Source organism: Streptomyces sp. CB03234 (genome assembly GCF_001905885.1).
Lineage (GTDB): Bacteria > Actinomycetota > Actinomycetes > Streptomycetales > Streptomycetaceae > Streptomyces.
Genome location: NZ_LIYH01000003.1, coordinates 136,865 through 160,905, shown reverse-complemented (window position 1 = coordinate 160,905; position 24,041 = coordinate 136,865). Strand labels below are relative to the sequence as shown.

Here is a 24,041-nt window from a genome sequence, read left to right as displayed (position 1 = left end):
AGGGTGACGGACGGAGCAGTAACTGAGGCCGCGCGCGTGCTCGTCGCGGCTGACAAGTTCAAAGGTTCGCTCACGGCCGTACAGGTCGCGGAGCGGGTGACGGCCGGGCTCCGGCATGTCGTCCCCGGGCTCGAGGTGGAGACCCTGCCCGTGGCCGACGGTGGCGACGGCACGGTCGCCGCCGCGGTGGCGGCCGGGTTCGAACGGCGTGAGGTACGGGTGACCGGCCCGCTCGGCGCGCCGGTGACCGCCGCGTACGCGCTGCGCGACGGGACGGCCGTGGTGGAGATGGCGGAGGCGTCGGGCCTCCAGCTGCTTCCCGACGGCGTCTTCGCGCCGCTGACGTCCACCACGTACGGCTCCGGCGAGCTGTTGCGCGCCGCGCTGGACGCGGGCGCGCGCACCATCGTCTTCGGCGTGGGCGGCAGCGCGACCACGGACGGCGGCGCCGGGATGCTGGCCGCGCTGGGCGCCCGGTTCCTGGACAAGGACGGCGAGCCCGTCGGCCCGGGCGGCGGGGGCCTGAAGGACCTCGCCACCGCCGACCTGTCGGGCCTCGACGCCCGCTTCCAGGAGGTGGACCTGGTCCTCGCCAGCGACGTCGACAACCCGCTGACCGGCCCGAAGGGCGCACCGGCGGTGTACGGGCCGCAGAAGGGCGCCTCTGCGGAGGACGTCGCGGAGCTGGACGCCGCCCTGGGCCACTTCGCCTCCGTCCTCGCCGACGCGATCGGCCCCAAGGCCACCGAGCTGGCCGCCTCGCCGGGCGCCGGTGCGGCGGGCGGCATCGGGTACGGGGCGCTGGTCGCCCTCGGCGCGAGCTTCCGCCCCGGCATCGAGGTCATGCTGGACGTCCTGGGCTTCGCCCCGGCCCTGTCCCGCGCCACGCTGGTCATCACCGGCGAGGGCTCCCTCGACGAGCAGACCCTGCACGGCAAGGCCCCCGCCGGTGTCGCGGCAGCGGCCCGTGCGGCGGGCATCGAGGTGGTCGCGGTCTGCGGCCGCCTGGCCCTGCAGCCCGAGGCGCTGGGCAAGGCGGGCATCCGCCGCGCCTACGCCCTGACGGAGCTGGAGCCGGACCCGGCGAAGTGCATGGCCGAGGCGGGCCCGCTGCTGGAGCGCCAGGCGGCGAACATCGCCCGCGACTTCCTGTCGTAACGCCCGGGACGACGTCCTGGGACGCGCCGCCCCGCCCACCAAGGGCCGGGCGGCGCGCCTTTTCCGCCGGCGGTCACCCGGCGTCCTCCGCCCACTCCACGTGGAACCGCCGCGTGTGGTCCACGTACCGGGCCCGGCCGGTCAGCAGCACGCTCGCGGTGAGGCGCGTATCGGCGCTGGACGCGGCCAGGCGCAGCTCCAGCCGGCCGGGCTCCACGACGCGCCGCCCGTCGCGGCCGGTGAACGAGGCGACGTCCGCCGGGACGGTGACCGTCAGCCGGCACGACGCACCCGGCCGCAGCGCCACCCGCCGGTAGCCGATGAGGCGCTGCACCGGCTGGACCACCGAGGCCACCGGGTCGTGCAGGTACACCTGCACCACCTCGGTGCCCTCCCGTTCCCCGGTGTTGCGCACCGAGAACGCGAGCCGGAAGGCCCCGTCCGTACCGCTCTCCTCGGTCTCCACGGCGAGATCGCTCCAGGAGAAGGACGTGTACGACAGGCCGTGTCCGAACGCGAAGGCGGCGGTCGGGTCGACGCTGGACACCTCGCCCGCCTGGGCCAGGGGCGCCGCCAGATAGGTGGCGGGCTGCGCGCCGGCGCCGCGCGGCACGCCGACCGGCAGCCGGCCCGAGGGGTTCGTCCGCCCGCTCAGCACGCCCGCCAGGGCCCCGGTGCCCTCCGCCCCGGGGAAGAAGGCCTGCACGATCGCCGCCGCCTCGTCCACGGCCCGGCCGAGCGCGTAGGGCCGTCCCGCCAGCAGGGCCGCCACCACCGGCGTACCGGTGTCCAGCAGCGCGTCCAGCAGCGCCCGCTGTACGCCGGGGAGCGCGAGGGACTCGGCGTCGCACCCCTCGCCGCTGGTGCCGCGGCCGAAGAGACCGGCCCGGTCGCCCAGCGCGGCGACCACGACATCGGCGCTCCGGGCCAGCCGTAGCGCCTCGGCGAAGCCGGAGGTGTCGTCCCCGTCGACGTCCGCGCCGCGCGCGGTGACGATCCGGGTGCCGGGGAACTCCCGCTCCAGGGCCTCCCGCAGCGTCGGCAGGGCGATCCCGGCCGGGACCCCCGGGTGGTGGCCGCCGACGTGGACGGGGAAGGAGTAGCAGCCGAGGACGGCCGTCGGCTCGTCGGCGTTCGGGCCCACGAGGGCGAGGGTGCGCGGCCGCGCGAGCGGCAGGGTGCCGTCGTTGCTGAGGAGCACGATCGCCTGCTCGGCGGCCTGCCGCGCCAGCGCGCGGTTGGCGTCCGTGTCCAGATCGACCGTGCCGCGCAGCGCCGCCGGGTCGTCGAGGTCTTCCGCCCCGGCCAGCGCCGCGGGCACGGGACTGAAGTCCGCGTCGAGCAGCCCGAGGTGAGCCTTCTGCGCGAGGACGCGGTGTACGGCCCGGTCGACGAGGGCTTCGGGGACCCGTCCGGTGGACAGGGCCTCCAGCAGCGGTTCCCCGAAGGTCTTCAGCGTGGGCAGTTCGACGTCGACCCCCGCCCGCAGCGCGGCCCCGGCGGCCTCGGCCCAGTCGCCCGCCACGCCGTGCAGCGTCCGGAGGAAGGCGATGCCGAAGTAGTCGGAGACGACCGTGCCGTCGAACCCCCAGGTGTCGCGGAGCAGGCCCGTCAGCAGCTCGTCGTCGGCCGTCGCGGGCACTCCGTCGGTGTCGGTGTAGGCGGCCATGACGGACCGGGCACCGCCTTCGCGCAGGGCCATCTCGAACGGCGGGAGGATGACGTCGGCGCGTTCGCGCGCGCCCATGGAGACGGGTGCGAGGTTGCGCCCGGCGCGGGAGGCGGAGTACCCGGCGAAGTGCTTGAGGGTCGCGACGATCCCGGCGGACTCCAGGCCCTGGACGTACGCGGTGGCGACGGTGCCGACGAGGTACGGGTCCTCGCCGATGGTCTCCTCGACGCGGCCCCAGCGGGCGTCGCGCACCACGTCCAGGACGGGGGCGAGGCCCTGGTGCACGCCGACGGACCGCATGTCCCGCCCGATGGCCGCCGCCATGCGGCGTACCAGCGCGGGGTCGAAGGTCGCTCCCCAGGACAGCGGTACGGGGTAGGCGGTCGCCTTCCAGGTGGCGAAGCCGGCCAGGCACTCCTCGTGGGCCAGGGCGGGGATGCCGAAGCGGTTGGCGGCGACGATACGGGCCTGCGTACGCAGCAGGGACAGCGCGCCGAGCGCGGGGTCGACGGGGGCGGTGCCGAACGGGCGCGTCAACTGCCCCAGTCCGTGCGGCAGGAGGGCGTCGAGGTCGACGGCGTCCTCCATGTCGTGCTGGTGGGGGGCCACTTCACCGCCCTCGTCCGACGCGCCCACCCAGACGCCCACGAGCTGGGCGACCTTCTCCTCGGTGGTCATGGCGGCGATCAGGGCCCGGACGCGGGTGCCGATGTCGTACGCGGGGTCGTTCCAGATGGGGGTGACGGGGGTTGTCTCGACTGCTGACACGTTGGCGGTCACTTTCCTCCGACGCCCATGAGGCCCTGGACCAGGGCGCGGCGGGCGAACAGGTAGACGAGCAGGACGGGCATCGTGGACAGCACCACGGCTGCCAGCAGCCCGGGGATGTCGATCCCGTGCTCGGTTTGGAAGTTGTAGAGACCCAGGGTGATCAGTTTGGTGGATTCGGACTGGGTCAGGACGAGGGGGAACAGGAAGCCGTTCCACGCCTGGAGTGCGGAGAACACCGTGATCGTCGACAGTCCGCCCCTGGACAGGGGCAGGACGAGCCGGAAGAAGATCTGCCGCGGCGGGGCGCCGTCCATGGCCATGGCCTCGTACAGCTCGGGTGAGATGTCCCGCATGGTGCCGCTGAGGATCAGCGTGGAGACCGGCAGGCAGAAGGCGGCGGTGGGCAGGACGACGCCGATGAGGTTGTCGTACAGGCCCGCCTGGCTGATCAGGTAGAACATCGGGACGATCACGGCCTGTGCCGGAATGGCCAGGCCCAGCAGGAAGAGCCGGAAGACCCCCGACAGGAGCCGGGAGCGGCTGCGTACGATCGCGAAGGCCAGCGGCGGTACGAGCACCAGCACCAGGGCGACGACGCACACCGTGACGATCACGGTGTTGACGAAGTACTGCCCGAACCCGCTGGTGAAGGCCCCGGTGTAGTTGTCGGAGGTGACGCTCTCCGGGAAGGCGAGCGGGCCGCGCCGGGCGTAGTCCGACCGGGACCGGACGCTCGCGGCGAGCATCACGTACAGCGGCAGGCCGACCAGGAACAGCCAGACGAGCGAGCCGGCGCCGGCGAGGTAGTGGGGGCGGCGCCCGGTCGCGGACCTCGCCCCGGACGGTCGTCTCCTCACAGCCCCTCCATGGCGCTGCGCATCTTGTCGTAGCCGGAGACGCGCACCACGATCAGCGAGACGACCGTCGCCGCGGCGACCAGCACCAGGGCGATGGCGGCGCCGGCTCCGAAGTCGAAGCCCTTGAAGGCCTTTTGGTACATGTAGAACGCGGTGATGGTGGTGTCCGTCCCAGGCCCGCCCTGGGTGAGGATGAGGACGGTCTCGAAGGTGGTGAGCCCGCCGACGACCATCAGGATCGTCGAGGTGATGACGGCGTTGCGCAGCTGCGGCAGGGTGATGTGGAAGAACCGCCGGTACCGCCCGGCGCCGTCGATCTCCGCGGCCTGGTGGAGCACCGGGGGGATGGCCCTGGCGGCGCCCTGGTAGAGCAGGGTGTGGAACGGGGTGAACTGCCAGGTGCTGACGAAGGCCAGCACCCCGATGGCGGTCGCCTGCTCGCCGAAGAGGTTGCCGTCACCGAACAGCCAGGTGATCTCGGAGGGCACCCCGAAGTTGGGGTCGAGCAGTCCCCGCCACAGCACGGACACCGCGGTGGAGGACAGCAGGAGCGGGACGAAGTAGATGGCGGAGAGCACCGCGCGGTTGCGCTGCCGGCCGGCGGCCCAGACGCCGAGCAGGATGCTCAGCGGTGTCTGGAGGGCCACGCCGAGCACGGTGAGCAGCAGGCTCAGCCAGATGCTCTCGATCATGACGGGGTCGTCGAAGACCCGGGTCCAGTTGTCCAGGCCCACGAAGGCGGGTGAGCCGAGGCCGTTCCAGCTCATGAACGACAGCACGGCGACCATGATCAGCGGGGCGATCGCGAAGAGGGCGAAGAACACCGTGGCGGGGATCGCCCAGGCGAATCCCGGGCGGCCGACGTGAGTCGCGCCGGCGGAACGGGCCCGTGTCGTCTGTGTCGTCATGTCAGGCGGTGGGGAGGGCCTGCATGGCCTCGATGAAGCCATCCGTATCGGTCTGTCCGTTGAAGAACCGCTGCACCGCCTGGTGGATGGGCGTGATGGCGGCCGGCGGGTAGGACTGGTCCCAGGAGAGCTGGAAGGCGGGGGCCTTCTTGACCAGGTCGAACTGGAAGCGGGAGTACGCCGGGTTCGCCGCCGTGTCCAGGAACTTCTCGGTGTTCGTGGTCGTGGGCAGGTTCCCGATGGCCAGCTGCTGCTGGACGAACCGGTCGGAGTACATGAGCTTCAGGAACTCGGCCACGGTGTCGGGGTGTCGGGTCTTCTTCAGCACCGAGTAGAAGTTGTTGGTGTTGCCGACGAGGTTGGCGGGGTCGCCCTTGCCGCCCGCGACCGTCGGGAAGGCGGTGTAGCCGAGGTCCTTGGCGGCGAACTCGGCGTCGGCCTCCTGCTGGGTGGCGTACGCCCACGACCCCATCAGCTCGAAGCCGGCCTTGCCGCTGGCCAGGAGCGCGGGCGAGCCGCCGTCGGTGAACTTCACCGAGTCGGCGTTGGTGCCGAAGGCTCCCGCGTCGATCAGCTCCTTGATCATGCCCAGGGCCTTGCGGCTGTCCGCGCTCTCCCAGGCGCTCTTGTCGCCGTCGAGCGCCTTCTGGAACAGCTCGGGGCCGGCGACGCGGTCGTACAGGTACTGGAACCACATCAGCGTGGGCCACTTGTCGCCACCGCCGAGCGCGATGGGCGTGACGCCCTCCGCCTTGAGGGCCTCGACGGCGGCGAGCAGCTCCTCCCAGGTCCTCGGCGGTGTCACGCCCGCGTCGGCCAGCACCTTCTTGTTGTGGAACAGCAGCACCGGCTGGGTGCCGCGCATCGGTACGCCGTAGGGCGTGCCGTCGATGACGGCGGTGTTGAAGACCGACGGCAGGAAGTGGGACTTCAGGCCCGGGTCCTTCTTGATGAAGCCGTCCAGCGGCATCAGCAGGCCCGCCTCGACGTACGGCTGGATGCTGCCGCCGCCCCAGTTGAAGAAGACGTCCGGGGCCTGCGGGGTGTTGATGACGGTCTGGAGCTTCTGCTGGTAGTCGGCGCCCGGGATGGTGTCCAGGACGACCTTGACCTTCGAGGTCCGGTTGAAGGTGTCGACGAGCTGCTGCTCGACCTTGTTGGTGGCGTCTCCGTAGACGAGGACGTGGATCTCGTCCTCGCCCGACGAGGCCCGTCCGCTCCCGCCGGCGCCACCGCCACCGCAGGCCGCGAGGCCCAGCGTCAGGGCGAGGGCCGCGCCGCAGGCGAGCATGCGGGGATACCGCGCACGTATCTTCATCGTCGTCCATTCTTCGAAAGTTTCGATCTATGTGCCGAAATTGCCGCAGCTCCGGACAGTATGGGGAGCGCTGACGAAGGGTCAACGGGCATGCGGCGGCGCGATCAAACCGTTACCAGGGTCGTGACCTATCCTTCGTGCATGCGTGAAGACGACGTGGCGGACGGCCGGGTGACCCTCGCGGAGGTGGCCACGCAGGCCGGTGTCTCCCTCTCGACAGTTTCGAAAGTCCTCAACGGCCGTTCCGACGTCTCCCGGCCGACCCGGGCCAAGGTCGAGGGGCTGCTGGAGGCCCACGGCTACCGACGCCGTGCGCACGGCACGCCCCAGGCGCCCCTGATCGAGCTGGTCTTCCACGAGCTGGAGAGCGTCTGGGCGATGGAGCTCATCCGCGGCGTCGAGAACGTCGCGAAGGAGAACCACGCCAGTGTGGTGCTGACCGAGAGCGGAACCCGTCACGCCCCCGGCCCCGACTGGGTCGACGGGGTGCTGCGGCGCCGCCCGCTCGGGGTCGTCCTCGTCTTCTCCACCCTGCCGGACCGGGTGAAGAGGCAACTCCGCTCCCGCGCCATCCCGTTCGTCATCATCGACCCGGCGGGCGACCCCGAGCCGGACGTGCCCTCCGTCGGCTCGGCCAACTGGGCCGGCGGCATGGCGGCCACCCGCCACCTCATCGACTCCGGGCACGAGCGCATCGCGATCATCACCGGTCCCGAGGACATGATGTGCTCCCTGGCCCGGCTCGACGGCTACCGCTCCGCCATGGCCATGGCGGGCCTGGACCCCGACCCCCGGTTCGTACGGTTCGGCGACTTCCACGTCCAGGGAGGCTTCTCGCACGCCATGGACCTGCTCGACGGCCCGGACCGGCCCACCGCCGTCTTCGCCGGCAGCGACCTGCAGGCCCTCGGCGTCCTGGAGGCGGCGCGCCTGAAGGGACTGAGCGTCCCCCGTGACCTTTCCGTGGTGGGGTACGACGACGTCCCGCTCGCCCAGTGGTCGAGCCCGGCGCTGACGACCGTCCACCAGCCGCTGCGGCAGATGGCCGAGGAGGCGGCCCGCATGCTGCTGCGCCCCCAGGACCCGGGCAGGCCCGCGCTGCGCATGGAGCTGGCCACCAAGCTGGTGGTACGCCAGAGCACCGCGCCCCCGCCGGGCCACTGACGGACCACACCCCCGAACCGCTCCCGCTCGCGCTCCGCGCGAGCGGTTGACCACCCATGGGGTCGACCCTATGGTCTCGCCGGCACTCGAAGAAGTTTCCGAAAGTTTCGAAAGGTTGAGAACGGTCGGCGGAGTGGAGCGACCGCTTCAACGGCACGGTGACCGTGACGGCGGGCAGCGCCCCGATCAGCACGTGGACCGTCACCGTCACCGTGACGCCTCCGCAGGAGATCTCCGCGACCTGGAACGGCACACCCGGCTGGGACAGCAGCGGAAACGTCAGGACGATGAGGCCGAACGGCAACGGCAACGGCAGCCTGGCCGTCGGGGCTTCCACGAGCTTCGGTCAGGGGTCACGCCCCCTGACCCGCCGTCAGGCGGAAGGCGTCCAGCGCGAGGGTCATCTCCGTCAGGTCCCGTGGCCGGGACAGCGAGCGGGAGGTGAGCTGCTCCAGCCGGCGCAAGCGGTTGAAGACCGTGTTCCGGTGGCAGTACAGGCGGCTCGCCGCCCGCCCCGCCGAGCCCTCGCAGTCCAGCCAGACGTCCAGGGTCTCCAGGAGCACCGCCCGGTCGGCCGGGTCCAGGTCCAGCAGGGCGCCCAGAACCTCCGAGACCAGCAGCGAGCCCAGCTCCGGCTGGCCGACCACCAGCGCGCCCGGCATCCGGCGGTCCAGGCGCACGATCGCCGGGGCGTCCGCCGGACACGTACGCAGCGCCAGCTCCGCCAGCCGCCGCGCCGCGCCCAGCTCCGTCAGGCCCACCACCACGGGGCTGATGCCGCCCGGGCCCCGGCACCGCCCCTCCATGAGCTCCGCCAGCGCGTCGAGCCCCGTACCCTCGTCCAGCGACACCACACCGATCTCGCAGTCGGTCCGCATCCGCCAGATGAACCGCAGCCCCGCCCCCGCCAGCCGCCGGTGCGCCACGTCCCGCCGCTCGCTGCGCAGCACCACCACCGCGTACCGCCCGCGCTCCGGCAGGTCCAGGCCCGCCGCCGCCCGCGCCGAGACCTCCGGCGACCGGCCGCCGTCCAGCAGCGCGTCCAGCAGCGCCTGCAACTGCTCGTCGGTACGACGCCGCAGCTCCAGCTCCGTCACCCGGTACGCCTCCGACGCCGTGTCGGCCTGCGCGTCCACCGCCGACCACACCATCGTCGCGGCCTGCAGCAGCGCGGCCAGCCGCCGCGCGTCCGCGCCCGCGTCCTCCAGCAGCGCGTCCCACACCAGGTGCCCCGCCATCCGGTAGGCGCGCACGACCAGCTCCAGCGGCAGGCCCTGCTCCGCACGCCGCCGCCCCAGCCACTCCGCGTGCTCCAGGTCGCGGCGCGGTGACGCGGGCGGCGCCGTGATCGTCTCGATGCCGATCCGCATCGCCTCCCGCGCCTCCTGCCAGTGCTGGTCGTAGCCGATGACCCGGCCGTACGCGGGGGAGTACTCGTGCAGTTCCCGCACGTGCTCGTCCACCAGCTCGGGCAGCCGCTCCAGCAGCGCCGTACACGCCTGCGCGAGCAGTTTCCAGTCATCGCCTGTACGCGGTCTGCGGACTCCCATGGCCGGGAGGATGCCACCTCCGCACCCCATCCGGCATGCCCCTGACGCGCACTGTTGTGCGCGTGCACAACCGGCCTCCGCGCCCGCTGGGCAACGGCAGCGATTCCGGCCACGAGCGTGGACGGGATTCCCGCCCCGGTGCTGGGGTGAGCGCGATCGAACACACCGACGAGGGGAAATCCATGAGCGCTGCCGCCCTGCGGGTGCGGGGTCTGACAGCCGGGTACGGCAAGGTACGGGCACTGCGCGACGTATCGCTGGACGTACCGGACGGCGCGGTCGTAGCCGTCCTCGGCGGCAACGGCGCCGGCAAGTCCACCCTGCTGCGCGCCCTGTCGCGCACACTCTCCTTCCACGGCGGCGCCGCCACCGCCGGCACCGTCACCTTCGCCGGCCGCCCGCTGCACACCCTGCCGCCCGACCGGGTCGTCGCGGCCGGGCTCTGCCACGTACCCGAGGGCCGCCAGGTCTTCGCCCGCATGACCGTCGAGGACAACCTCCGTGCGGGCGCCCTCACCGCCGCCCGTACCGGAAAGGCCGCCGCGCTGAAGCGCGTCCACGAGCTGTTCCCCGTCCTCGCCGAACGCGCCCGCCAGCGCGCCGGCCTCCTCTCCGGCGGCGAACAGCAGATGCTCGCCGTCGCCCGCGCCCTGATGGCATCCCCGCGCCTCCTCCTGCTCGACGAGCCGTCCCTGGGCCTCGCCCCGCTGATGGCCGCCCGGATCGCCGACACCATCCGCGAGATCCACGCCCAGGGCACCTCCGTCCTCCTCGTCGAGCAGAACGCCGCCCTCGCGCTGCGCCTCGCCACGCACGCGTACGTCCTGGAAGTCGGCGAGGTCACCATCGAAGGCCCCGCCGCCGAGCTCGCCGCCTCCGACGAGGTACGCCGCCGCTACCTGGGCGTCGTCGACGAACAGGCCGCCGAGGACGCCTCCCCGGCCGAGGTCCCGCAGCTGGCCCGCTGGGAGGCACAGGCATGACCACCCTCGACGTGCGCGACCTGACCGTACGCTTCGCCGGACTCACCGCCCTCGACGGCGTCAGCTTCACCGTGAACCCCGGCACCGTCCACGCCGTCATCGGCCCCAACGGCGCCGGCAAGTCCACCACCTTCAACGTCCTGTCCGGCGTCTACCGCGCCACCTCCGGCAGCGTCCGCTTCGGCGACCACGAGCTGACCGGCCTGCCCCCGCACCGCATCGCCGCCCTCGGCGTCGCCCGCATCTTCCAGAACCTCGCCCTGCCGCCCCACGCCACCCTCGCCGACGCCCTGATGCTCGGCCGCCACCGCCTCACCCGCGCCGGCTTCCTCGCCACCGGGCTGCGCCTGCCGTCCGCCACCCGCGAGGAGGCCCGCCACCGCGCCCGCGTCCGCGAGATCGCCGACTTCGTGGGCCTCGCCGACAAGCTGGACCACCCGGCCGCCTCCCTCCCGTACGGGCAGCAGAAGCTGGCCGAACTGGCCCGCGCCCTGTGCATGGAGCCGACCCTGCTCCTCCTCGACGAACCCGTCGCCGGCATGACCGCCGACGAGCGCCGCCGCACCGCCGCCGTCATCGCGGGCGTCCGCGACAGCCTCGGCATCTCCATCGTCCTCGTCGAACACGACATGGGCGTGGTGATGCGGCTCGCCGACTCCGTCACCGTCCTCGACTTCGGCCGCCGTATCGCGGACGGCGCCCCCACCGACGTACAGAACGACCCCGCGGTCGTCCGCGCCTATCTCGGAGAGGAGGCAGCCGAGTGACCACCTTCGCCGAACTCCTCCTCAATGGCATATCCCTTGGCTCCGTCTACGCCCTCATCGCCCTCGGCTTCGTGATCATCTTCCGCGCCACCGAGGTCGTCAACTTCGCCCACGCCTCCCTCCTCCTCGCGGGCGGGTACGTCACCGCCGTCCTCCACGACGACATCGGCTTCTGGCCCGCCCTGGCCGCCGGGATCGCGGGCGCCGCGCTCGTCGGCGCGGCGGTCGAGTTCCTGGTGATGCGCCGTCACCGTGGCTCGGACCACAGCGTCCTCGCCATCGTCACGATCGGCGTGGACATTTTGCTCATCACCGAGCTGACCCGACGCATCGGTACGGACGTGCTCACCCTCGGCGACCCCTGGGGCGACGCGGTGGTGACCATCGGCACGATCACCATCGCCCAGACGCGCATCGCCGCGTTCCTCGCCGCCGCGCTCCTCATCACCGTGTTCCTGCTCGTCTTCCGGTTCACCGCCTGGGGCGTCGCCATGCGCGCCGCCGCCGAGAGCCCGTCCACGGCCGCCCTGATGGGGGTACGGCTCGGGCGGGTCTCGCTCGGCGCGTGGGCCGTCGCCGGGGGCCTCGCGGCCGTCGCGGCCCTCTTCCTGACGGTCTTCCCGACGCCCGGACTGGAACGCTCCACCTCCGTCGCCGCCCTCAAGGCCTTCCCGGCCGCCATCCTCGGCGGGCTGGACTCCACGACCGGCGCGCTCGTCGGCGGACTCCTCGTCGGCATCACCGAGTCCCTCGCCACCGGCTACCAGAGCGACCTCGCCTTCCTCGGCCGGGGCATCGGCGACCTGGCGCCCTACCTGGTCATGGTCGCGGTCCTGCTGATCCGGCCCGCGGGGCTCTTCGGTACGAAGGAGCTGGCCCGTGTCTGAGACGTTCACCCGCCCCCGTACGTACGCGTACGGGCTCGGCGTGGTCCTCCTCCTCGCCCTGCCCTTCTACCTGGAACGGTTCTGGCTCCAGGCCGGGCTGTTCGCCATGGCCGCCGCCATCGGCGCCATCGGCATCAACCTGCTGACCGGCTCCACCGGACAGCTCTCCATGGGCCACGCCTTCTTCCTCGCCGTCGGCGCGTACGGCTACTGCGCGCTCGCCGGGGACGGCAGCGACGGGCTGACCGGCCTCGGCCTGCCCGGCTGGCTCGCCGCCGTCGGCGCGGTGGCGCTGGCAGGCGCGGCGGGCGGCCTGTTCAGCCCCATCGCGGGGCGGCTGCGCGGCGCGTACCTCGGCATCGCCACCCTCGCGCTGATCTTCATCGGCCAGCACGTGCTGTTCAACGCCCACGACCTCACCGGCGGCTTCAACGGCCGCGCCGTCCCGCCGCTCTCCCTCCTCGGCGTCACCTTCGACGAGAGCGAGCTGCTGATCGCAGCCGTGCCGTTCGGCGCCGCAGAGAAGCTCTGGTACCTGGGCCTCGCCCTGCTCGTCGCCTCCGCCCTCTTCGCGCGGGGCGTGCTGCGCGGCCGGCCCGGCCGCGCCCTGAACGCCATCCGGGACCACCGGATCGCGGCCGGGGTGCTGGGCATCCCGGTGGCCCGCTACCGCGCGGCCGCCTTCGTGCTCTCCTCGATGTACGCCGGTCTCGCCGGCGTGCTGCTCGCGCTGGTGTTCCAGCGGACCGTGCCGGAGTACTTCGGCATGCTGCTCTCCCTCGAGTACCTCGCCATGATCGTCATCGGCGGTCTGGGCTCGGTGGCGGGCGCGGTGGTCGGGGGCGTCTTCGTCTCCCTGCTGCCGCAGATCCTCAACCGGTACAGCGACGCGCTGCCCCTCGTCTCCGCCCCCGGCACGGGCGGTATCGCCCCGGGCGAGGCGTCGCGCTACCTGTACGGCGCCGCCGTCGTGGCGGTGGTGCTCTTCCTGCCCGGAGGCCTGGTCCGCCTGGCCGCCCGGCGTCCCCGACGTATCGCACGCACCTCAGCGGAGGAACGATGACCATATCCAGGCACCGGCGGCTCGCCGCCGCCCTCACCGCGCTCGTCACGCTGACGGTCGGGGCCGCGGGCTGCAGCTCCAAGGCGAAGACCGACCAGGACGGTGCGGCCGGCGCCGACGGGGTGAAGACCGGCCAGGGCGTCGACGCCAAGGCGATCCGACTGGGCGTCCTGACCGACATGACCGGCGTGTACGCCACCCTCGGCAAGAGCGTCACCCAGGCCCAGCAGCTGTACGTCAAGCAGCTCAACGCGAAAGGCGGCGTCTGCGGCCGCACCGTGGAGCTGACGGTCCGTGACCACGGCTACGACCCGCAGAAGGCGCTCGCCGGGTACACCGAACTGGAGCCGAAGGTGCTGGGCTTCCCCCAGTTCATCGGCTCGCCGTTCGTCGCCGCCGTCAAGCAGCGGGTCGACGGCCAGGACAAGGGCCTGGTGATGCCGCAGGCCTGGTCGGCGTCGCTGCTCGGCAGCCCGTACATCCGGGTCATCGGCACCACGTACGACATCGAGACCATCAACGCCGTCGACTTCCTGCTGAAGGAGAAGGGCCTGAGGAAGGGCGACAAGCTCGGCCACGTCTACTTCGAGGGCGACTACGGCGAGAACGCGCTGACGGGCTCGAAGTACGCGGCCGAGAAGGCCGGTGTCACGGTCGTCGAGCAGAAGATCAAGCCGACCGACAACGACATGTCGGCGCAGGTCGCCGCGCTCAAGCAGGCCGGGGTGAAGGCGATCGTGCTGAGCGCGGGCCCGCGCCAGGCGGCCTCGCTCGTCGGCGTGGCGGCCGCGGTGAAGCTCACCGTGCCGGTCATCGGCAACAACTCCGCGTACTCCCCGCAGCTGCTGGCCACCCAGGCCGGACCGGCGCTGGAGAAGATGTACTACGTGGCCACGCCGAGCCTGCCCATCGGCGCCGACGCCCCGGCCGCGAAGAAGCTCGTCGCGGACTACCGCGCCGCCTACCCGAAGGACGCCCTCGACAACGGCGTCGTCGCCGGCTGGTCGGCCGCCGAGGTCTTCGGCGAGGCCATGAAAAAGGCGTGCGCGGACAAGGACCTCACCCGCGAGGGCGTCGGCAAGGCGCTGCGGACGCTGAACGCCCTGGACGGGGGCTTCGGTATGACCCACGACTTCTCCGACCCGAAGGCGCCGTCGTCGCGGCAGAGCGTGATCTACCAGCCCGACAAGTCCGTCACGGGCGGCGCGCGGGTGGTGCGCGGGCCTGAGGTCTCCGACGCGGCGAAGGCCTTCACACCGGGCGGCTGACCGACGGCAACACCGACGGGCGGAGCGACGGGGGGCCCGTCACCGCGCCGGAGCGCCCCCGTGCCACGCTCTGATCATGAGCGACATCAAGCGCCTCACCGCGCCGCAGATCCGAGCCCACGCGCCCGACGGGCTCGCCGCCCTGCTGGTGGACGCCGTCGACAGCGGCGCCTCCGTGGGCTTTCTCGCCCCGCTCGGCCACGCCGAGGCGGCCTCCTGGTGGCAGGGGGTCGCCGAGGAGGCCGAGCGGGGCGTACGGCATGTCTGGGCCTCGTACGGCGACGACGGCGCCCTCTCCGGCGTGATCACCCTCATCCGGGCCACCATGCCGAACCAGCCCCACCGCGCCGACATCGCCAAGCTCCTCGTCCACCGCACCGCCCGTGGACGTGGCCTGGGCCGCCGCCTCCTGGCCACGGCCGAACGCGCGGCCCTCGACGAGGGCCTGACCCTCCTCGTCCTGGACACCGAGACCGGCAGCCCGGCCGAGTCCCTCTACCGCTCGGCGGGCTGGACCCGGGCAGGCTCGGTCCCCGGCTACGCCCTCACCCCGGCCGGCAGCCCGCACCCCACGACGTACTACTACAAGGAGCTGGCCGGCGCCCGAGCGACCGGTCCCTGACATGGGTGAGGGCCCGGAGCGGATTCACCGCTCCGGGCCCTCACCCGTATCCGTACGTACCGCTACGGCAACTGCGCCGCCCGCGCCTCGCGGCTCTCGCGGCGGTTGTCGCGGAAGGTGTTCACCCGCCGGGCCGTCGCGAACAGGGGGATCACCGCGCCCAGCACCACCTGCAGCGCGCAGCCGGTCTGGAGCAGCAGCTGGCCGCCCGGGGCGTCGAACGCCCACGCCGCCAGCAGGCCCATCGCCCCGACGATCCAGCTGAGCATCGCCACCGCGAGGACGCCCCGCGGCTTCGGGTACTCGACGCGGCTCACCATCAGCCACGCCGTACCGATGATCGCCAGCAGCGTCGGGATGAACGGCAGCTCCAGCAGCACGATCGAGACGACCGTCAGCGCGCCGAACGGGGACGGCATGCCCTGGAACATGCCGTCCTTCATGGTCACGCAGCTGAATCTGGCGAGCCGTAGCACCACCGCCAGCAGCACCACGATGGCCGCCACCGCGGAGACCCGCTGGTGCGCGTCGTCCGCGACCATCCCGTACACCAGCACGAAGTACGCCGGGGCCAGACCGAAGCTGATCAGGTCCGACAGGTTGTCGAGCTCCGCGCCCATCGGCGAGCTGCGCAGCTTGCGCGCCACGAGCCCGTCGAAGAGGTCGAAGACCGCCGCGCAGAGCATGAGGATCACGGCGGTCGCGGCGGAGTGCCGCGCCATGCCGGTCTCGTCGCTGCCCGTGAGGTGCGGGATCAGGATGCCGGTGGTGGTGAAGTACACCGCCATGAAGCCGCAGGTGGCGTTGCCCAGCGTCAGCGTGTCCGCTATTGACAGGCGCAGCGACAGCGGCATCTCCTCGGCTTCCTCGGCGACGTCCGCCTCGGCGTCGGCGACCCAGTCGGCCCGTGTGTCAGGATCAATCACGGTCAATTCGAGTCACCCCCGCGGTCGTGGTCTGACCGACCTCGACAGCGACGTCGACACCTTCCGGAAGGTAGATGTCAACGCGCGATCCGAAGCGGATCAGACCGATGCGCTCGCCCTGCTCGACCTTGGTCCCCTGGGGGATGTACGGCACGATGCGACGGGCGACCGCACCCGCGATCTGCACCATCTCGATGTCGCCGAGCTCGGTGTCGAAGTGCCAGACAACGCGCTCGTTGTTCTCGCTCTCCTTGTTGAACGCCGGCACGAACCCACCAGGGACGTGCTCGACGGACGTCACCGTGCCCGCCAGCGGGGCGCGGTTGACGTGGACGTTCAGCGGGCTCATGAAGATGGCGACCCGGGTCCGTCCGTCCTTCCACGGCATGATGCTCTGCACCACCCCGTCTGCGGGCGAGATGACCCTGCCCTGCGCGATCTCGCGCTCGGGGTCGCGGAAGAACCACAGCATGCCCGCCGCCAGGGCGGTGGTGGGCACAGCGATGGCCGCGGCACGCTTGGAACGGCGCGAGCGGGCAAGACTGAGTGCAGCGGTGGCGACGGTCGGCAGAAGCCACGGCGATGCTCCGCGTGCGATGCGGACGCGGCCGCGAGGTGCAGAGGTTTGGCTGTGGGGCATGGATGACCTTCGTAGCGGTGATGCCGCGCGGATGCGGGGGACGGCGGCTTTTCGGCGATGCTATCGGTTGCGGGCCGCAACTGGGCAAGCCAGAAGCCGAGTCGGCGGCCGGAAGACGATGACAGGGTGTGATCTTCTTCGCGGCCAAACCGGCTCAAAAGCGACAATCACCCCTGGAATCGGTACTCCTCGAGCAACCGACGCCCAATGATCATTTTCTGGATCTCGGCGGTACCTTCGCCGATGAGCAGCATCGGCGCCTCTCGGTAGAGACGCTCGATTTCGTACTCCTTCGAGAACCCGTAGCCGCCATGGATACGGAAGGCGTCCTCGACGACCTCCTTGCAGTATTCGGAGGCGAGGTACTTCGCCATCCCTGCTTCCAGGTCGTTTCGCTCCCCGGAGTCCTTTTTGCGTGCTGCGTTGACCATCATGGCATGGGCGGCCTCCACCTTGGTAGCCATCTCGGCCAGTTTGAACTGGATGGCCTGGTGCTGGGCGATCGGCTTACCGAAAGTGTGACGTTGCTGGGCATACGAGACGCCCAGCTCAAACGCACGCTGCGCCACGCCGCAACCACGTGCCGCTACATTCACGCGGCCGACCTCGACGCCGTCCATCATTTGGTAAAACCCTCGGCCGGTGACCCCGCCGAGCACCCGATTGGCCGGAATGCGCAGTCCGTCCATGATGAGTTCGGTGGTGTCGACGCCCTTGTAGCCCATCTTGTCGATCTTCCCGGGGATGGTCAGGCCGGGCCGGACCTCTCCGAAGCCGGGCTCCTTCTCCACCAGGAAGGTCGTCATCGACTTGTGGGGGGCGGTGCCCTCCGGGTGTCCTTCGTCACTTCGGACGAGAACGGCGACGAGTGTTGACGTACCACCGTTCGTCAGCCACATCTTCTGACCGTTCAGGACGTACTCGTCGCCGTCCTTGACCGCCTTGGATGTGATCGCGGACACATCCGAACCGAGGGCCGGCTCCGACATCGAGAACGCGCCCCGCACCTCGCCGGCCGCCATCCGGGGCAGGAAGGTGTCCTTCTGCTCCTGCGTGCCGTGCTGCTTGAGCATGTACGCGACGATGAAGTGGGTGTTGATGATGCCCGACACGGACATCCAGCCGCGCGCGATCTCCTCCACGCACAGCGCGTACGTGAGGAGGGACTCGCCCAGACCCCCGTACTCCTCCGGGATCATCAGACCGAAGACGCCCAGCTCCTTCAGCCCGTCGACGATGTCCTGCGGGTACTCGTCGCGGTGCTCCAGCTCGGTCGCGACCGGAATGATCTCCTTGTCGACGAATTCCCGGACCGTGGACAGGATCTCCTGCTGGACGTCCGTCAGACCGTGGGTCTGCGCGAGTCGGGCCATGACTACTTCTCCTGCTGCTTCAGTTCGGGGCGGCCGGGCTGCTCGCCGCCGCGCTCCTTGATGTACGTCTCGGTCGGGACCATCACCTTGCGGCGGAACACACACACGAGCGTGCCGTCCTGCTTGTAGCCCTTGGTCTCGACGTACACGATTCCGCGGTCGCTCTTGGACCTGGACGGGGTCTTGTCGAGGACGGTGGTCTCGCCGTAGATGGTGTCGCCGTGGAAGGTCGGCGCCACGTGCCGCAGCGACTCGATCTCCAGGTTGGCGATCGCCTTGCCGGAGACGTCCGGCACGGACATGCCCAGCAGGAGGGAGTAGATGTAGTTGCCCACGACGACGTTCTTCCCGAAGTCCGTCGTCTTCTCCGCATAGTTGGTGTCCATGTGGAGGGGGTGGTGGTTCATGGTGAGCAGGCAGAAGAGGTGGTCGTCGTACTCGGTGACCGTCTTCCCGGGCCAGTGCTTGTAGACCGCGCCGACCTCGAACTCCTCATAGGTGCGTCCGAACTGCATGGTGCTCAGGCCTCCGGGGCTTCGAACTTCGAGGTACGGGTCATGCCGGCGGCGCGGCCCTTGCCGGAGATGACGAGCGCCATCTTGCGGCTGGCCTCGTCGATCATCTCGTCGCCGAGCATCGCCGAGCCCTTCTTGCCGCCCGCCTCGGACGTGTAGTACTCGTACGCGTCCAGGATCAGCTCGGCGTGGTCGAAGTCCTCCTGGGAGGGCGAGAACACCTCGTTGGCGGCGTCGACCTGGCCCGGGTGCAGCACCCACTTGCCGTCGAAGCCGAGGGCCGCGGCGCGGCCGGCCACCGCGCGGAAGCCGTCCACGTTCTTGATCTGGAGGTACGGACCGTCGATCGCCTGGAGGTCGTTGGCGCGGGCCGCCATCAGGATCTTCATCAGGATGTAGTGGTACGCGTCGGCCGGGTAGCCGGGCGGCTGCTCGCCGACGACCAGCGACTTCATGTTGATGGACGCCATGAAGTCGGCCGGGCCGAAGATGATGGTCTCGATGCGCGGCGAGGCCTGGGCGATCGCGTTGACGTTGTTGAGACCCTGGGCGTTCTCGATCTGGGCCTCGATACCGATCCGGCCGACCTCGAAGCCCATCGTCTTCTCGATCTGGGTCAGCAGGAGGTCCAGCGCCACGACCTGCTCGGCGTTCTGCACCTTCGGCAGCATGATGCAGTCCAGGTTCGGGCCCGCGCCCTCGACGACGGTGACGACGTCGCGGTACGTCCACTCCGTGGTCCAGTCGTTGACCCGCACGACCCTGGTCTTGCCCGTCCAGTCGCCCTCGTTGAGGAACTTGACGATGGTGTGCCGCGCCTCCGGCTTGGCCAGCGGCGCGCACGCGTCCTCCAGGTCCAGGAAGACCTGGTCGGCGGGGAGGCCCTGGGCCTTCTCCAGGAAGCGCGGGTTGGAGCCGGGGACCGCCAGGCAGGAGCGGCGCGGGCGGAGCCGGTTCACGGGGGTGGTCATGCGGGGACCTCCAGAGGGTCGAGCTTGTTCGCGGTACGGATCTCGTCGACGATACGGCCGATGATCTCCGTGATACCGAAGTCCTTCGGTGTGAAGACGGCGGCCACACCCGCCCGCTTCAGTTCGGCGGCGTCGGCGCTCGGGATGATCCCGCCGACGATGACCGGAATGTCGGTGGCACCCGCCTCGCGCAGCCGGGCCAGCACGTCCGGCACCAGCTCGGCGTGCGACCCGGACAGGATCGACAGCCCCACGCAGTGGACGTCCTCCGCGAGCGCGGCGTTCACGATCTGCTCGGGGGTCAGCCGGATGCCCTGGTAGACCACCTCGAAACCGGCGTCACGCGCGCGTACCGCGATCTGCTCGGCGCCGTTGGAGTGCCCGTCCAGGCCCGGCTTGCCCACCAGCAGCCGCAGCCGCCCGGCGCCCAGCTCGTCGGCCGTCCGCGCCACCTTCTCGCGTACGGCGGCGAGCGGGGTGCCCTCCTCGGCGGCGACCGCGACCGGCGCGGATGAGACACCCGTCGGCGCGCGGAACTCGCCGAAGACGTCCCGCAGCGCCCACGACCACTCGCCGGTGGTGACGCCCGCGCGGGCGCACTCCAGGGTGGCCTCGAACAGGTTCGCGTCCCCGGCCGCGGTCGCCTTCAGGCGGGCCAGCGCCTCCTGGGCCCGGCCCTCGTCACGGTTGTCGCGCCACTCGTGGAGCTTCGCCACCACCCGCGCCTCGTTGGCCGGGTCCACCGTCATGATCGCGGTGTCCAGGTCCGCGGTGAGCGGGTTGGGCTCGGTCGTCTCGTAGATGTTGACGCCGACGATCTTCTCCTCGCCGGACTCGATCCGCGCCCGCCGCTCGGCGTGCGAGGACACCAGCTGCGACTTGAGGTAGCCGGACTCGACGGCGGCCATCGCGCCGCCCATCTCCTGGATCCGGTCGATCTCGGTCAGGCACTCCTCGACCAGGGCGTCCACCTTGGCCTCGATGACGTGCGAGCCGGCGAAGATGTCCTCGTACTCCAGCAGGTCGCTCTCGTGCGCCAGCACCTGCTGGATGCGGAGGCTCCACTGCTGGTCCCAGGGGCGGGGGAGGCCCAGCGCCTCGTTCCACGCCGGGAGCTGGACGGCACGCGCGCGTGCGTCCTTCGACAGCGTCACGGCGAGCATCTCCAGGACGATGCGCTGGACGTTGTTCTCCGGCTGCGCCTCGGTCAGGCCGAGCGAGTTGACCTGCACGCCGTAGCGGAACCGGCGGTGCTTGGGGTCCTCGATCCCGTACCGCTCACGGGTGATCTTGTCCCAGATGCGGCCGAAGGCGCGCATCTTGCACATCTCCTCGATGAAGCGGACGCCCGCGTTCACGAAGAAGGAGATACGCGCGACCACATCACCCTTGCGCTCCTCCGGCACCTGGCCGGAGGCGAACACCGCGTCCAGGACCGCGATCGCCGTCGACATGGCGTACGAGATCTCCTGGACGGGCGTGGCGCCCGCCTCCTGGAGGTGGTAGCTGCAGATGTTGATCGGGTTCCACTTGGGGATGTGGTTCACCGTGTAGGTGATCATGTCGGTGGTCAGCCGCAGCGACGGACCGGGCGGGAAGACGTGCGTCCCGCGCGACAGGTACTCCTTGACGATGTCGTTCTGCGTCGTCCCCTGGAGCTTGGTGATGTCCGCGCCCTGCTCCTCCGCGACCACCTGGTACAGCGCCAGCAGCCACATGGCGGTGGCGTTGATGGTCATGGAGGTGTTCATCTGCTCCAGGGGGATGTCCTGGAACAGCCGGCGCATGTCACCGAGGTGCGAGACCGGGACCCCGACCCGGCCCACCTCGCCGCGGGCGAGGATGTGGTCGGGGTCGTAGCCGGTCTGCGTGGGCAGGTCGAAGGCGACCGACAGGCCGGTCTGGCCCTTGGCGAGGTTGCGCCGGTACAGCTCGTTGGACGCCTCGGCGGTCGAGTGACCGGCGTACGTCCGCATGAGCCAGGGCCGGTCCTTCTTCCGTTCCGGCATCCGACGTTCCGTCATCAGACGTTCCTGAAGCGGTTGATGGCGTCGATGTGCTTGTCCCGCATCTCCTGGTTCTTCACGCCCATGCCCTCCTCGGGGGCCAGGCACAGGACGCCGACCTTGCCCTGGTGGAGGTTGCGGTGCACGTCGTACGCGGCCTGGCCGGTCTCCTCCAGCGCGTACGTCTTCGACAGCGTCGGGTGGATCTTGCCCTTGGCGATCAGGCGGTTGGCCTCCCACGCCTCGCGGTAGTTCGCGAAGTGCGAGCCGATGATCCGCTTCAGCGACATCCACAGGTAGCGGTTGTCGTACTCGTGCATGTAGCCCGAGGTCGAGGCGCAGGTGGTGATGGTGCCGCCCTTGCGGGTGACGTACACGGACGCGCCGAAGGTCTCACGGCCGGGGTGCTCGAAGACGATGTCGATGTCCTCGCCGCCGGTGAACTCGCGGATGCGCTTGCCGAAGCGCTTCCACTCCTTGGGGTCCTGGGTGCGCTCGTCCTTCCAGAACTTGTAGCCCTCGGCGTTGCGGTCGATGATCGCCTCGGCGCCCATAGCGCGGCAGATGTCCGCCTTCTGCTCGCTGGAGACGACACAGATCGGGTTGGCGCCGCCGGCGAGGGCGAACTGGGTGGCGTACGAGCCGAGGCCGCCGCTCGCGCCCCAGATGAGCACGTTGTCGCCCTGCTTCATGCCGGCGCCGTTGCGCGAGACGAGCTGGCGGTACGCGGTGGAGTTCACCAGGCCGGGTGCCGCCGCCTCCTCCCAGCTGAGGTGGTCGGGCTTGGGCATCAGCTGGTTGGACTTGACGAGCGCGATCTCCGCCAGGCCGCCGAAGTTGGTCTCGAAGCCCCAGATGCGCTGCTCGGGGTCGAGCATGGTGTCGTTGTGGCCGTCGGACGACTCCAGCTCGACGGACAGGCAGTGCGCGACGACCTCGTCACCGGGGCGCCAGGCGTTCACGCCCGGGCCGGTGCGCAGGACGACGCCCGCCAGGTCGGAGCCGATGATGTGGTACGGCAGGTCGTGGCGCTTGGTCAGCTCGGAGAGCTTGCCGTACCGCTCCAGGAAGCTGAAGGTCGAGACGGGCTCGAAGATCGACGTCCACACGGAGTTGTAGTTGACCGAGGAGGCCATCACGGCCACCAGTGCCTCGCCCGGGCCCAGCTCGGGCAGCGGCACGTTGTCGATGTGCAGTGACTTGCGCGGGTCCTTCTCGCGGGTGGTGAGACCGGCGAACATCTCGGTCTCGTCCTTGTGCACGGTCACCGCGCGGTAGGACTCGGGGAGGGGCAGAGCGGCGAAGTCCGCGGACGTGGTGTCCGACGACTGAATCGCGTCCAGGATTTCCTTCACGGTGTTGCCTCCGGCGAAGAACGTCTTGAGGGAAGACGTTGAGGGGAACGTCGGGGAAGTGCTGCTGCTGTGGAGGTGTGCCGTCGGTTCGGCCGGGTGGTGCTTGGCGGCGCGGGGTGGTGCGCGAAGTTGCCTGTGACGCAGGCGTCCGGGCGCGCGAGGCGCGATGGCCTTGCGGGGACAGCCGGCGTACGAGATGTCTCTGCACGCCGGCCGCCCGGACAACATCAACGTATGACACCGTGTGCCAGGCCGCAAGGCACTGAGTGCCAACAATTTCTCTCAGATGCAATCTGTCGTTCACAGATGAGCGATGATCGATCGACCTGCTGTGCTCCGGACAGCGAAGCGCCCGCCGAGCCCGACGGAGAGCCGTCAAGCAGGGCGGGCGTGGCCGTGGTGCCTCAGCGGGCGTTCCTCAGCGGGCCTTGAGGGTCCGCTCGATGGTGCGCATGATCTCGTCCAGCGGCGCGTCCGTGCGGGCCACTGTCACCAGCACGTCGCCGGTGGTGCTCGCCGTCGCGGCAGGGGGCTTGGTGGGGGTCGTCGCGCCGGCGGCGCGCCCCGCGCCTATGCCCGTGCCGAAGGTGTCCCGGACGATGGCGAAGGCGTGGTCCAGCTGGGCCTCCACGTCCCCCTGGCCGCCCGCCCGCAGCCAGCGGCGCAGTACGTGGTTGTGCGCCGTGACGACCGCCGAGGCGGCCACCTCGGCCAGCAGCGGGTCGTCGTTGCCGTCGTGGTGGTCGCGCTCGTCGAAATGGCCCAGAAGATAGCGGGTGAACAGCCGCTCGTAGCGGGCCACCGAGGCGATCTCGCGCTCCCGGAGGGTGGGCACCTCACGGGTGAGGCGGTAGCGCTCGACCGACACGGCGGGAGACGCCGCGTACATCTTCATGACTTCCTTGATGCCACGGCAGACCGTGTCGAGCGGGTGCTCGTGCGCGGGGGCGGCGTTCAGGACCGCCTCCGCCCGCACCAGGGTGTCGTCGTGGTCGGGGAAGATCGCCTCTTCCTTGGAACGGAAGTGGCGGAAGAAAGTGCGCCGGGCGACCCCGGCCGCGGCGGCGATCTCGTCGACCGTCGTCGCTTCGTACCCCTTGGTCGCGAACAGTTCCATGGCCGCGGCCGCCAGTTCACGGCGCATTTTGAGCCGCTGGGCGGCGGCGCGGCTGCCCGCGGCACTCTCGGGGGCGTCGGGCGTGGCGGTGGCGCGGGAGGGCCGGCGGGCGGAGTCAGCGGGCTGGGACATGACCTGAACGTACTGCAT

Annotated in this window: 21 protein-coding genes and 1 pseudogene; 9 read left to right on the top strand and 13 right to left on the bottom strand. The window is 70.8% G+C overall.

Going from position 1 to position 24,041, the window contains the following annotated elements; all coding sequences use genetic code 11:
* The first annotated feature begins 3 nt into the window (after positions 1–3).
* The gene (locus AMK26_RS13925; protein WP_073754937.1) at positions 4–1,158 is read left to right on the top strand and encodes a glycerate kinase; all 1,155 of its coding nucleotides are present in this window, start codon (positions 4–6) and stop codon (positions 1,156–1,158) included.
* 73 nt (positions 1,159–1,231) lie between these two features.
* On the opposite strand, the gene AMK26_RS13920 is transcribed toward AMK26_RS13925, so the two are convergent.
* Genes AMK26_RS13920 through AMK26_RS13905 form a run of 4 tightly spaced genes read right to left on the bottom strand, consistent with a single transcriptional unit; the run spans position 1,232 to position 6,684 of the window.
* On the bottom strand, positions 1,232–3,610 hold the full coding sequence (locus AMK26_RS13920) for a glycoside hydrolase family 3 N-terminal domain-containing protein (protein WP_073754936.1): 2,379 nt from the start codon (positions 3,608–3,610) through the stop codon (positions 1,232–1,234).
* Complete coding sequence (locus AMK26_RS13915) at positions 3,607–4,458, bottom strand: carbohydrate ABC transporter permease (RefSeq protein ID WP_073754935.1); 852 nt, start codon at positions 4,456–4,458, stop codon at positions 3,607–3,609. Before AMK26_RS13915 ends, AMK26_RS13920 begins: the two co-directional genes overlap by 4 nt.
* Positions 4,455–5,366: a carbohydrate ABC transporter permease gene (locus tag AMK26_RS13910; protein WP_073754934.1), complete on the bottom strand. Its 912-nt coding sequence runs from the start codon at positions 5,364–5,366 to the stop codon at positions 4,455–4,457. Before AMK26_RS13910 ends, AMK26_RS13915 begins: the two co-directional genes overlap by 4 nt.
* A gap of 1 nt (position 5,367) precedes the next feature.
* Complete coding sequence (locus tag AMK26_RS13905; protein ID WP_073754933.1) at positions 5,368–6,684, bottom strand: ABC transporter substrate-binding protein; 1,317 nt, start codon at positions 6,682–6,684, stop codon at positions 5,368–5,370.
* Positions 6,685–6,825: 141 nt separating this feature from the next.
* On the opposite strand from AMK26_RS13905, the gene AMK26_RS13900 reads away from it, so the two are divergent.
* Complete coding sequence (locus AMK26_RS13900) at positions 6,826–7,848, top strand: LacI family DNA-binding transcriptional regulator (RefSeq protein ID WP_073754932.1); 1,023 nt, start codon at positions 6,826–6,828, stop codon at positions 7,846–7,848.
* A gap of 158 nt (positions 7,849–8,006) precedes the next feature.
* Positions 8,007–8,150, top strand: a pseudogene (locus AMK26_RS38535) (endo-1,4-beta-xylanase); the annotation flags it as partial.
* 51 nt (positions 8,151–8,201) lie between these two features.
* On the opposite strand, the gene AMK26_RS36150 reads toward AMK26_RS38535, so the two are convergent.
* A complete protein-coding gene (locus AMK26_RS36150) occupies positions 8,202–9,398 on the bottom strand; it encodes a PucR family transcriptional regulator (protein WP_073754931.1) in 1,197 nt (398 codons plus the stop codon).
* A 182-nt stretch (positions 9,399–9,580) separates the two neighbouring features.
* Here AMK26_RS36150 and AMK26_RS13885 point away from each other — a divergent pair, with 182 nt between their 5' ends.
* The 6 genes from AMK26_RS13885 to AMK26_RS13860 all read left to right on the top strand — a co-directional run bounded on the left by AMK26_RS13885 (position 9,581) and on the right by AMK26_RS13860 (position 14,988).
* Positions 9,581–10,381 carry an ABC transporter ATP-binding protein gene (locus AMK26_RS13885; RefSeq protein ID WP_073755494.1) on the top strand — a complete coding sequence of 267 codons (801 nt, stop codon included), beginning with the start codon at positions 9,581–9,583 and terminating at the stop codon, positions 10,379–10,381.
* Positions 10,378–11,148, top strand: a complete 771-nt coding sequence (locus AMK26_RS13880) for an ABC transporter ATP-binding protein (protein WP_073754930.1) — start codon at positions 10,378–10,380, stop codon at positions 11,146–11,148. The genes AMK26_RS13885 and AMK26_RS13880 overlap by 4 nt, the downstream gene beginning before the upstream one ends.
* Complete coding sequence (locus tag AMK26_RS13875) at positions 11,145–12,035, top strand: branched-chain amino acid ABC transporter permease (protein WP_073754929.1); 891 nt, start codon at positions 11,145–11,147, stop codon at positions 12,033–12,035. Before AMK26_RS13880 ends, AMK26_RS13875 begins: the two co-directional genes overlap by 4 nt.
* Complete coding sequence (locus AMK26_RS13870) at positions 12,028–13,098, top strand: branched-chain amino acid ABC transporter permease (protein WP_073754928.1); 1,071 nt, start codon at positions 12,028–12,030, stop codon at positions 13,096–13,098. The genes AMK26_RS13875 and AMK26_RS13870 overlap by 8 nt, the downstream gene beginning before the upstream one ends.
* Positions 13,095–14,366, top strand: coding sequence for an ABC transporter substrate-binding protein (locus tag AMK26_RS13865; protein WP_073754927.1), 1,272 nt, complete (start codon positions 13,095–13,097; stop codon positions 14,364–14,366). The genes AMK26_RS13870 and AMK26_RS13865 overlap by 4 nt, the downstream gene beginning before the upstream one ends.
* A gap of 76 nt (positions 14,367–14,442) precedes the next feature.
* Complete coding sequence (locus AMK26_RS13860; RefSeq protein ID WP_073754926.1) at positions 14,443–14,988, top strand: GNAT family N-acetyltransferase; 546 nt, start codon at positions 14,443–14,445, stop codon at positions 14,986–14,988.
* 62 nt (positions 14,989–15,050) lie between these two features.
* On the opposite strand, the gene pssA is transcribed toward AMK26_RS13860, so the two are convergent.
* The 8 genes from pssA to AMK26_RS13820 form a co-directional block, all read right to left on the bottom strand.
* On the bottom strand, positions 15,051–15,914 hold the full coding sequence (gene pssA, locus AMK26_RS13855) for a CDP-diacylglycerol--serine O-phosphatidyltransferase (protein ID WP_073754925.1): 864 nt from the start codon (positions 15,912–15,914) through the stop codon (positions 15,051–15,053).
* Entirely contained in the window at positions 15,907–16,554 is a 648-nt protein-coding gene (locus AMK26_RS13850; RefSeq protein ID WP_073754924.1) for a phosphatidylserine decarboxylase, read from the bottom strand. The genes pssA and AMK26_RS13850 overlap by 8 nt, the downstream gene beginning before the upstream one ends.
* A gap of 167 nt (positions 16,555–16,721) precedes the next feature.
* Entirely contained in the window at positions 16,722–17,927 is a 1,206-nt protein-coding gene (locus AMK26_RS13845) for an acyl-CoA dehydrogenase family protein (RefSeq protein ID WP_073754923.1), read from the bottom strand.
* A gap of 2 nt (positions 17,928–17,929) precedes the next feature.
* Complete coding sequence (locus AMK26_RS13840; RefSeq protein ID WP_073754922.1) at positions 17,930–18,442, bottom strand: MaoC family dehydratase; 513 nt, start codon at positions 18,440–18,442, stop codon at positions 17,930–17,932.
* Positions 18,443–18,447: 5 nt separating this feature from the next.
* On the bottom strand, positions 18,448–19,413 hold the full coding sequence (locus AMK26_RS13835) for an HpcH/HpaI aldolase/citrate lyase family protein (RefSeq protein WP_073754921.1): 966 nt from the start codon (positions 19,411–19,413) through the stop codon (positions 18,448–18,450).
* Entirely contained in the window at positions 19,410–21,422 is a 2,013-nt protein-coding gene (locus AMK26_RS13830) for a protein meaA (protein WP_073755493.1), read from the bottom strand. Before AMK26_RS13830 ends, AMK26_RS13835 begins: the two co-directional genes overlap by 4 nt.
* Positions 21,423–21,436: 14 nt before the next feature.
* Positions 21,437–22,774: a crotonyl-CoA carboxylase/reductase gene (ccrA, locus tag AMK26_RS13825; protein WP_073754920.1), complete on the bottom strand. Its 1,338-nt coding sequence runs from the start codon at positions 22,772–22,774 to the stop codon at positions 21,437–21,439.
* Positions 22,775–23,192: 418 nt separating this feature from the next.
* Entirely contained in the window at positions 23,193–24,023 is an 831-nt protein-coding gene (locus AMK26_RS13820; RefSeq protein WP_198944062.1) for a TetR family transcriptional regulator, read from the bottom strand.
* Between the last annotated feature and the right edge of the window lie 18 nt (positions 24,024–24,041).

Excerpts from the sequence above, each read along its gene's own strand:
- AMK26_RS13850 (WP_073754924.1), bottom strand. The coding sequence starts at position 16,554 with ATGCCCCACAGCCAAACCTCTGCACCTCGCGGCCGCGTCCGCATCGCA.
- AMK26_RS13820 (WP_198944062.1), bottom strand. The coding sequence starts at position 24,023 with ATGTCCCAGCCCGCTGACTCCGCCCGCCGGCCCTCCCGCGCCACCGCC.
- AMK26_RS13865 (WP_073754927.1), top strand. The coding sequence starts at position 13,095 with ATGACCATATCCAGGCACCGGCGGCTCGCCGCCGCCCTCACCGCGCTC.
- AMK26_RS13840 (WP_073754922.1), bottom strand. The coding sequence starts at position 18,442 with ATGCAGTTCGGACGCACCTATGAGGAGTTCGAGGTCGGCGCGGTCTAC.
- AMK26_RS13910 (WP_073754934.1), bottom strand. The coding sequence starts at position 5,366 with ATGACGACACAGACGACACGGGCCCGTTCCGCCGGCGCGACTCACGTC.
- AMK26_RS36150 (WP_073754931.1), bottom strand. The coding sequence starts at position 9,398 with ATGGGAGTCCGCAGACCGCGTACAGGCGATGACTGGAAACTGCTCGCG.
- AMK26_RS13830 (WP_073755493.1), bottom strand. The coding sequence starts at position 21,422 with ATGCCGGAACGGAAGAAGGACCGGCCCTGGCTCATGCGGACGTACGCC.
- AMK26_RS13835 (WP_073754921.1), bottom strand. The coding sequence starts at position 19,413 with ATGACCACCCCCGTGAACCGGCTCCGCCCGCGCCGCTCCTGCCTGGCG.
- AMK26_RS13885 (WP_073755494.1), top strand. The coding sequence starts at position 9,581 with ATGAGCGCTGCCGCCCTGCGGGTGCGGGGTCTGACAGCCGGGTACGGC.
- AMK26_RS13880 (WP_073754930.1), top strand. The coding sequence starts at position 10,378 with ATGACCACCCTCGACGTGCGCGACCTGACCGTACGCTTCGCCGGACTC.
- AMK26_RS13900 (WP_073754932.1), top strand. The coding sequence starts at position 6,826 with ATGCGTGAAGACGACGTGGCGGACGGCCGGGTGACCCTCGCGGAGGTG.
- AMK26_RS13905 (WP_073754933.1), bottom strand. The coding sequence starts at position 6,684 with ATGAAGATACGTGCGCGGTATCCCCGCATGCTCGCCTGCGGCGCGGCC.
- AMK26_RS13860 (WP_073754926.1), top strand. The coding sequence starts at position 14,443 with ATGAGCGACATCAAGCGCCTCACCGCGCCGCAGATCCGAGCCCACGCG.
- AMK26_RS13845 (WP_073754923.1), bottom strand. The coding sequence starts at position 17,927 with ATGGCCCGACTCGCGCAGACCCACGGTCTGACGGACGTCCAGCAGGAG.